The sequence below is a fragment of the Burkholderia sp. HAN2018 genome (assembly GCF_024704855.1).
Classification (GTDB): domain Bacteria; phylum Pseudomonadota; class Gammaproteobacteria; order Burkholderiales; family Burkholderiaceae; genus Burkholderia; species Burkholderia cepacia.
The window spans coordinates 1-8,623 of the sequence record NZ_QOBB01000273.1 but is presented as its reverse complement, the minus strand read 5'-3'; the positions used below and the strand labels follow the sequence as shown (position 1 = coordinate 8,623).

Genomic DNA, 8,623 nt, shown 5'->3' with positions numbered 1-8,623 from the left:
CCGCTTCGGGCGCCGCCGCCGCCAAGTAACGCGGCATCAGCCTCGGCGCGGCCGTCCGGCCGCGCCTGCCGTTTTCTTCCCCGTCAGACCCCGACGCCCAGCAGCGCCAGCGCGCCGAGCACGACGAACAGCACGGCCGCGATGCCGTGCACGAGCTTCGTCGGCAGGCGGTGCGCGAAACGGTCGCCGAGCAGGATCGCGGGCACGTTCGCGAGCATCATCCCGAACGTCGTGCCGGCCACGACACCGATGTAGTCCTGGAAGCGCGCGGCCAGCGCGACGGTCGCGATCTGCGTCTTGTCGCCCATTTCCGCGAGGAAGAACGCGACGAGGGTCGCACCGAACACGCCGAGCCGCGAGCGGTTGGCATTGGCCTCGTCGGCGTCGAGCTTGTCCGGCACGAGGATCCACAACCCCATCGCGATGAACGAGAACGCGAGCGCCCAGCGCATGATCGACGGCGTGACCAGCGCGCCGAGCCATTCGCCGAGCGCGCCGGCGAAACCGTGGTTCACGAGCGTCGCGACGAGCACGCCGAGAATGATCGGCACCGGCTTGCGATAGCGCGCGGCCAGGACGAGGGAAAGCAACTGGGTCTTGTCGCCGATTTCAGCGAGGGCGACGGCGCCGGTGGAGATCAGGAAGGCTTGAGACACGTATGGGGTTCCACGGGCCGGTGTTGTGCGTGCGAGCGACGATCCACGGCGCGCCGGGCCCTGATGCGGCGCACTGTGAACCATCGGTCTCGCCAGGCCTAGGTGGCTGCGCCCGCCATGGCCGCAAGGCCAAGTCTGTTGACGGACGCCTCCGTCACGATGCGCGCCGGGGGCGCGGGACATCGAGCGGAGCGGCTACTCCCCAATGAGCGGCGAATTCTAGCACGGCGTGTCGCGCGCGGGAAAGCGGTCGAGCGGTGCGGTGCCTGGTGTCGGGGCGGGGATTGGCGTTCGGCAAGCTCCGGCCGTACAGCAGGCCCGGCAGGCGGGTAGCGGCCGCAGGCAGACGCGGCGGCGAACGCCCGCGCCTGCCGTGACACCCCCCGGAGCGCCGTTACGCGGCGGGGCGGCGCGCCGCCCCGCGCTCGTGGACGAGTTCGCCGGCCGCATAGGTGCGGTACACCGCGCGGTCGTCGCCGAGCAGCGCGAACGCGAACAGCAGTTCCTCGAGCGAATCCGCGCGCTTCGTGCGACGCGCGAGCAGCGGCGTGGCCTGCGGATCGAGCACGACGAAGTCGGCCTCGGTGCGCGGCTTGAGCGTGCCGACCGTGTTGGCGAGGTCGAGCGCCTGCGCGGCGCCGGCCGTCGCGAGCCAGAACATCCGGGTCGCGGTCAGGTGGTGGCCCGACAGCCGCGCGACCTTGTGCGCTTCGTTCATCGTCTGCAGCATCGAGAACGACGTGCCGCCGCCGACGTCGGTCGCGAGCGTGACGGGCACGTCGTGTTCACCGGCCTTGTCGAAATCGAACAGCCCGCTGCCGAGGAAGAAGTTCGACGTCGGGCAGTGCGCGACGACGGTGCGCGTCTCGGCCATCCGGCGGCGGTCCTCGTCGTCGAGGTGGATGCAGTGGCCGTACACCGCGCGCGGGCGCAGCAGCCCGTAGCGGTCGTAGATGTCGAGATAGCTGCGATGGCCGGGGAACAGCTCGGCCACCCATTTCACCTCGTCGACGTTCTCCGCGACGTGGCTCTGTACGAACACGTCCGGATGGCGGCGCGCGAGTTCGCTGCACGCCTCGAGCTGCGCTTCGGTCGACGTCGGCGCGAAACGCGGCGTGAGCGCGTACATCTGGCGGCCCTTGCCGTGCCAGCGGCCGATCAGCTCGGCGCTGTCGTCGTAACCGGATTGCGCGGTATCGCGCAGGAATTCGGGGCAGTTGCGATCCATCAGCACCTTGCCCGCGATCATCCGCAGGTCGCGCGCGTCGCTCGCCGCGAACAGCGCATCGGCCGACTGCTTGTGCACCGTGCAGTAGACGAGCGCGCTCGTCGTGCCGCAGGCGAGCAGTTCGTCGACGAAGAAGTCGGCCACCTCGCGCGCATGCTCGGGATCGCCGAACTGGCGCTCGGTCGGGAACGTGTACTTGTCCAGCCACGGCAGCAGGCCCGGCGCCGGCGACGCGATCATGTCCGTCTGCGGATAGTGGATGTGCGTGTCGATGAAGCCGGGCACGATCAGCTTGTCGCGCAGGTCGTGGACGATCGCGTCGCGCGCGAGCGTCGCGGCGAGCTGCGCGTACGGGCCGGCCGCGACGACTTTGCCGTCGTCGACGATCAGGAGGCCGTCGGTCTCGTAGTTCGCGGCCTGGCTCGATTGCGCCGGGTCGCCGTTGAAGGTCAGCAGCTGGGAACGGAAAGCGGTTTGCGTCATGACGAATGGTCCTGCATCAAGGTAAGGCGAACAGAAGAAAGCGATCGACGCCGGAGGGCGGCGGGACGGCGTTTCGCGAGCGGTAGCGGCATGCTGCGTGCGGCACGACCGGAGGCGATTGCGCGGGCGAACGTGGCGGCCGAAGCCGCCGGCGAGTGGTTGCCGGCGGGCCTCGCAGCCGCTGCGTTCGCGACCGGAGCGGCGGCGAACGCAGCGGCAAACCGCGACGGCAAGCACGGGCGGGCGACGACGAATGGCGCGCTCGCCGCGCAGGCACGCACGCGACCGTTCCGGCGCGATGCCGGGCCGGTGGTTGCGAAGCGGATGCCGTTGCCGTGTTTCATCTGTCTGGCGTTCCTCGATGCGGGCCGTCAGGCGGCCTGCCAGTACGCGTCGAGGCGCGCGTACAGTGCGTCGCGCTGCGCCGGTTCGATGAACGATGCCTCGAAGCCGTTGCGGATCACCGCATGGACTTCGGCATCCGTGAGTTGCAGCCCCTCGGCCGTCGCGAAGTAGTTTTCATTGACGTAGCCGCCGAAATAGGCGGGATCGTCGGAGTTGATCGTCACCGCGACGCCGCGATCGAGCAGCGCCTTCAGCGTGTGTTTCGCCATGTCGTCGAACACGCACAGCTTGAGGTTCGACAGCGGGCAGACGGTCAGTGCCGTGCGCGTCCTGGCGAGACGCTCGACCAGGGCCGCGTCCTCGATGCTGCGCACGCCGTGGTCGATCCGGTCGACCTTCAGCACGTCGAGCGCCTCGTAGATATACGCGGGCGGGCCTTCCTCGCCCGCATGTGCGACGAGCTTCAGCCCGAGCGCGCGTGCCTTGTCGAACACGCGCGCGAACTTCGTCGGCGGATGGCCGAGTTCGGACGAGTCGAGGCCCACGCCGATCAGGCGATGGCGATAGCGCTCGAACAGCGGCAGCGCGGATTCGAACGTCGCGAGCGCGTCCTCTTCGGACAGGTGGCGCAGGAAGCACAGAATCAGCTTGCTCGATAGCCCGCGCTGCTCGTAATCGGCGAGTGCGCGCTCGATGCCCGCGACTACCGTCTCGATCGGCACGCCGCGTTCGGTGTGCGTTTGCGGATCGAAGAACAGTTCGGTGTGGACGACGTTGTCGGCGAGCGCGCGTTCGCAGTACGCGGCCGTCATGTCGTAGAAATCCTGCTCGGTCAGCAGCACGCTCGCGCCGGCGTAATAGATGTCGAGGAACGACTGCAGGTCGGTGAACGCGTAGGCGGCGCGCAGCGCGTCGATCGAGTCGTACGCGAGCTTCACGCCGTTGCGCTGCGCGAGCGCGAAGATCAGCTCGGGCTCGAGCGAGCCTTCGATGTGGATGTGCAGCTCCGCTTTCGGCGCGCGGGCGATCTTGTCCTTGAATGTCGGGGTCATGGCGTCGTTCTTGGTCGGTCAGTAGGTAGGGGAAGCCTGCGCGGCCGCGTTCGCTTCGACGGCTTGCAGCAATTGCGCAGCCACCGAGATCGCGATCACTTCGGGCGCCTTGTCGATGATGCCTTCGACACCGATCGGGCAGCGCATCCGCGCGACCTGGGCCGGGTCGATGCCGATCGCCGCGAGGCGATGATCGAACTGCACGCGTTTGGCGTGCGAGCCGGTCATCCCGAAGTATGCATAGTCGCCGCGTCGCAGGATGCGCTCGGCCAGCACGAAATCGAGTGCGTGGTCGTGCGTCATCACGACGAAGTAGGACTGCGGCGGCGCCGTGTCGACGGCGTCGGCCGGGGCAGCGGCCGCCTCGATCGCGAGGTTGCCGATGCCGGCGAGCGCGTCGGCCGGCGGGAACACCGCATCGGGCCCGTCGATCCAGCGCACCTGGCACGGCAGCGTCGCCAGCACCTTCACGAGTGCAGTGCCGATGTGCCCGGCGCCGAACAGCACGACGGGGAACGCATACGGCGCGATCGTTTCGGTCATCAGCGACACGCCGCCGGTTTCCCACAGCAGGCAGTCGGCACGCGCGGCTTCCGATTCGGGCTCGCTCAACAGCGGCGCGCCCGGCGAGGGGCCGAATGATACGCTACGCACGGTCGCGGCGCCGGCCGCGACTCGCTTCGCGAGCGACATGATCCAGCCGAGATCGCCGACGTCGAGCCGCTCGAACGCGAGCACCACGGCGCCGCCGCAGCACTGGCCGAGACTCGGGCCGAGCGCGAGCCGTTCGAGCCGGCGCGCGTGCGGCACGTGCGCGCCGTCCTTCAGCAGATGCCGCGCGATCTCGATCGCCTTCCATTCCAGATGACCGCCGCCGATCGTATGGCGTGCCGTGTCGCGCGTGACGAGCATCTTGGTGCCGGCTTCGCGCGGCGCGGAGCCGTCGGTGTGCGCGACCGTCACGAGCACGGCGGCTTCGCCGTGCGCGAGCAGTTGCTGCAGATCGCCGAGCCAGGCTTCCATCAGCACACCCCGTGCGAAACGACGCGGCACGACACGCGGCGCGGGCTGGCGAGCGTGGCGGCAACGATGACGGACGGGAACGGGGCGGGCCGGCCGCACGGCGAATGCGGTGCGGCGGCGGCGCGGCGACGGTGCGCGCGGACGGCACCGCCGGATACGCGGACGCCATGAGGGTGACGGATGCGGATGGTTTGCGTTGTCATGTTGAATCCAGTCGACATTGCGGATCGGGCGCGCGTTACGCAGGGGTGGTGAGACCGCCTGGCCTCGCGCACGTAGATCGCCATCCAGTCCGGAAGATAGCACCGCACGGCGACGGGAACATCGCGGGGCGGTGATCCGGGCTATCAGGAGGCGATCATGTCGATCATAGGCCCGCCGCCCGGGATCGGGGCGCCGATGCGTGCACATCGGGCCAAAACGCAGGCGTGGCGGGGCTGGGCGCGGAAGTCGCGCGATGCGCGTTCGCCCGGCTATCCGGGCGGCGGCGAGGTAGGTGTTTACGCGGGGCCGCCCGGGTACGGCCGGTCAGGGGCGACCGGCCGGGCCGGTTCGGCGAATGCTCCGGTGCCGGGCTTGCCGGCCGGCGGCGTGTGGCCCGGGTGAGCGGGCCGCGCGCAGGCCGGTGCGAAACCGGCCGGTCAGGCCGCGAGCTTGCGACGATGGCGCCAGAGGCTCGCGACGACGGCAACCAGGATCGCGGCGAAGCCGATCAGCGCCCAGCCGGGCAGCAGGATGCCGAAGATCGGCGGGTAGACGGTCTCGCACAGCCCGGCGACCTTGAACATGCCGGGGAACCACTGCGCGGGCGGCAGGCTGTCGACGATCGGCTGCAGCGTGTCGAAGCCGCAGCTGAAGCCCGGATTCATCTGGATCGACAGATGCCGGGCGGCCGTGCCGACGCCGCCGGCCGCGGCGATCGCGATCAGCAGCTCGAGCACCCAGATGACGCGCCAGTTGCGGATCCCGGCGGCCAGGAACGCGAAGATCCCGATCGCGCAGAAGAAGTAGCGCTGGATGATGCACAGCGGGCAGGGATCTTCGTTCTTCACGTACTGCAGGTAGAGCGCACCGGCCAGCAGGGCGATGCACACCCAGCCGAGCAGCATCAGCAGGCGGCGTTCGCGGCGGATTGCGAGCGTGTAGTCGTTCATGTCGGCGGGGTTCCTCGTGGGGTCGGTCCGGAAAACAATCGCGCGATTTTAGCGCGAACGGTCTGGCACGAAACTGACAGCGCGCGTGCGGCAACCTGCCGCACCGCGCGCCCTGTCCGCCGGCGCTCGGCTGGCTGCGTTCAGCGGATCGTATTGAGCACGGCCTCGACGGCCTGGCCGATCGCGAGCAGCGCGTCGTCGCGATGCGGTGCGGCCGCGAGCATCAGGCCGACCGGCGCCGCGTCGCGCGGATGGCACGGCAGCGACAGCGCGCACGCGTCGAGGAAGTTGAACGCGCTCGGGTTGCGCAGGATCAGCGCGTTGGTGCGCGTGAACGCGGCGTCGTCCGTTTCGAGGTCGGCGATGCGCGGCGGCACGACCGGCACCGTCGGCGCGACGAGCGCATCGAAGCGCGCCCAGACCGTGTGCGCGGCTTCGTCGAGCATCGCCGTGCGCGCGGCGAGCAGGTCGAGATAGTCGGCCGCGCTCGCGGGTTCGCCCTTCAGGATGCGTGTGAGCACGCGCGGATCGTACTGGTCGCGGTGCCGAGCGAGCAGCGGGCGATGCCATGCGTAGGCCTCGATCGGCGAGAAGCCGAAGCGGTTGACGTCCGGCAGCCGGTCGAGCGCCGGGAAGCGCACTTCCGTGACGATCGCGCCGGCGGCTTCGAGATGCTTGAGCGCGGCGTCGAGCGCGGCCGCGACGTCGGCATCGACACCGTCCGTCACGTAGTTCGTCAGCACGCCGAGCCGTACGCCCTCGAGCGGCCGGGCGGCCGGCACGTGCGGTTCGAGGCCCGCGAGCATCCGGTCGACGAGCGCGCAGCAGGCGACCGTCAGGCCGATCGGGCCGAACGAGTCGAGCGTCGTCGACAGCGGTACGCCGCCTTGTGTCGGGATCCGGCTCGCGGTCGGCTTGAATCCCGTCAGCCCGCACAGCGCGGCCGGAATGCGGATCGAGCCGCCCGTGTCGGTGCCGAGCGCGACGGCGGCCATCCCGTCGGCGACGGACGCGGCCGCGCCGGACGACGAGCCGCCGGAAATCCGTGCGTCGCCCGGCACGTCGCGGTGGTACGGCGAGCGCGGGTGGCCGAAGTGCGGATTCAGCCCGAGCCCCGAGAACGCGAACTCGCTCATGTTGGTGCGGCCGACCAGCACCGCGCCCGCCCGCTTGAGCCGGGCGACGGCGACCGCATCGGTGCGCGCGGCCGGCGCGCCGTCGAGCACGCGCGAACCCGCGCGCGTTACCTGGCCCGCGACGTCGAACAGGTCCTTGACCGACACGGGAATGCCCGCGAGCGGCGACAGCACGGTGCCCGCGGCGCGCAGCCGGTCGTGCGCGTCGGCGGCGGCACGCGCGTTGTCGGCATCGACTTCGGTGAAGACGACCGCGCCCTGGCCCGACGGATCGGCGATCCGGTCGAGCGCGGCGTCGACGAGCGCGCGGCTCGTGGTCCGGCCGGCGGCGAGATCGGCGGCGAGCTGGGCGAGCGGGGGAAAGGGAGTGAAAGTGGTCATGGCGGCTCAGGGGCGAAGATGTTGAAGAAGCGTGGAGCGGAACGAGTCGATATGGTTTTCGACGGCCGCGCGTGCGCCGGCGGCATCGCGCGCGGACAGCCGGTCGAACAGTTCGCGATGCTCGTGCTGGACGTCGGCGAGATGGTGGGGTTCGGACAGCGTGACGAACCAGAAGCGCAGCGAGCGTTCGTGCAGCGCGCGCAGGATCTCGGCGAGAACCGCATTGCGCGCGGCCGCGGCGATCGCCTGGTGGAACGCGCGGTCGAGCTCCATCATGCCCTCGACGTCGTGCGTGTCGACGCACGCCTGTCCTTCGTCGAGCAGCGCGGCCAGGCGCGCGAGATCGTCGGGCGTCGCATGGCGCGCGGCGAGTTCCGCGCAGTGCGCTTCGTTGATGCGCCGCACGTCGATCACCGCGACGATGTCGTCGAGCGACAGCGGCTGCACCATCAATCCCTTGCGCGGCATCACGGACAGCAGCCCTTCGAGTACGAGCCGATGGACGGCCTGGTGCACCGGCGTGCGGCCGATCCCGGTGCGGGCGACGAGGTCGGCTTCGTTGAGTGCGGCGCCGGGCTTCAGGCGCATCGTGATGATGTCGCGCTGGATCAGCGCATAAGCGCGGTCGGCGAGGCTGGCCGCCGGTGCGGCGGGGCGGTCGCGGGTGACGTCGGTCAGGGCATTCATGCGGGGTGCGGCGCGGCGGCCGGACGGGGCGCGATCATGGCGCGGGCGATCGGGAAGCGTGGACGATGGCTGGATATTATTGTGATATATCACTGGTGTCCAGTACCGGCGTCGGTGCACCGGCTTGCCGGCGCGAGGGACGGGGGCGCTTGCCGGCGCAGTTTGCCGCCGACTTGCAACAATATCGACAGGATGTTGCAGGTTTGCCGCGCGATCGTGCGCTGACGCATAATGAATCCTCGTTTATCCATACGCGTGAGCGACGTACCAGACCATCGTCATGAGCGAAAACACGCCTTCCCCGGCCGGTCTGCCCGGCACCTCCTCCGTTTCTTCCGATTCCCCCCGTACCGATCCGGCGAAAGCGCCCGATGCGCCGGCAGCCCAGGCCGCCGCGCAGAACGTCGCCGCGGACGGCGCGTCGCCGGTCACGGCGGCGTCCGAGCCGGGTGCGCCCGGTGCAACGGGCGCCGCCGTC

At 70.1% G+C, this 8,623-nt stretch carries 8 protein-coding genes, 1 pseudogene and 1 riboswitch; of the genes and pseudogenes, 1 reads left to right on the top strand and 8 read right to left on the bottom strand.

The features are described from left to right. Window positions 1-83: 83 nt before the first annotated feature. The 8 genes from DPV74_RS36310 to DPV74_RS36275 form a co-directional block, all read right to left on the bottom strand. Window positions 84-656 carry a TMEM165/GDT1 family protein gene (locus DPV74_RS36310; protein ID WP_021163944.1) on the bottom strand — a complete coding sequence of 191 codons (573 nt, stop codon included), beginning with the start codon at window positions 654-656 and terminating at the stop codon, window positions 84-86. A gap of 78 nt (window positions 657-734) precedes the next feature. Further along, window positions 735-872: riboswitch (yybP-ykoY riboswitch) on the bottom strand. Between the two features lie 178 nt (window positions 873-1,050). Then, window positions 1,051-2,367: a guanine deaminase gene (guaD, locus tag DPV74_RS36305; protein WP_119338935.1), complete on the bottom strand. Its 1,317-nt coding sequence runs from the start codon at window positions 2,365-2,367 to the stop codon at window positions 1,051-1,053. After that, the gene (locus DPV74_RS36300; RefSeq protein ID WP_081066142.1) at window positions 2,364-2,711 is read right to left on the bottom strand and encodes a hypothetical protein; all 348 of its coding nucleotides are present in this window, start codon (window positions 2,709-2,711) and stop codon (window positions 2,364-2,366) included. The genes guaD and DPV74_RS36300 overlap by 4 nt, the downstream gene beginning before the upstream one ends. A gap of 27 nt (window positions 2,712-2,738) precedes the next feature. Then, window positions 2,739-3,764: an adenosine deaminase gene (locus DPV74_RS36295; RefSeq protein ID WP_021163946.1), complete on the bottom strand. Its 1,026-nt coding sequence runs from the start codon at window positions 3,762-3,764 to the stop codon at window positions 2,739-2,741. A gap of 18 nt (window positions 3,765-3,782) precedes the next feature. Continuing rightward, the gene (xdhC, locus tag DPV74_RS36290; protein WP_027788085.1) at window positions 3,783-4,787 is read right to left on the bottom strand and encodes a xanthine dehydrogenase accessory protein XdhC; all 1,005 of its coding nucleotides are present in this window, start codon (window positions 4,785-4,787) and stop codon (window positions 3,783-3,785) included. A gap of 641 nt (window positions 4,788-5,428) precedes the next feature. Further along, on the bottom strand, window positions 5,429-5,941 hold the full coding sequence (locus DPV74_RS36285; RefSeq protein WP_027788084.1) for a disulfide bond formation protein B: 513 nt from the start codon (window positions 5,939-5,941) through the stop codon (window positions 5,429-5,431). Window positions 5,942-6,081: 140 nt separating this feature from the next. Further along, window positions 6,082-7,458, bottom strand: coding sequence for an amidase (locus DPV74_RS36280; protein ID WP_119338933.1), 1,377 nt, complete (start codon window positions 7,456-7,458; stop codon window positions 6,082-6,084). A 6-nt stretch (window positions 7,459-7,464) separates the two neighbouring features. Next, entirely contained in the window at window positions 7,465-8,145 is a 681-nt protein-coding gene (locus tag DPV74_RS36275) for a GntR family transcriptional regulator (protein WP_027788082.1), read from the bottom strand. 280 nt (window positions 8,146-8,425) lie between these two features. On the opposite strand from DPV74_RS36275, the pseudogene DPV74_RS36270 reads away from it, so the two are divergent. After that, window positions 8,426-8,623 (top strand): annotated as a pseudogene (locus tag DPV74_RS36270) (gamma-glutamyl-gamma-aminobutyrate hydrolase); the annotation flags it as partial.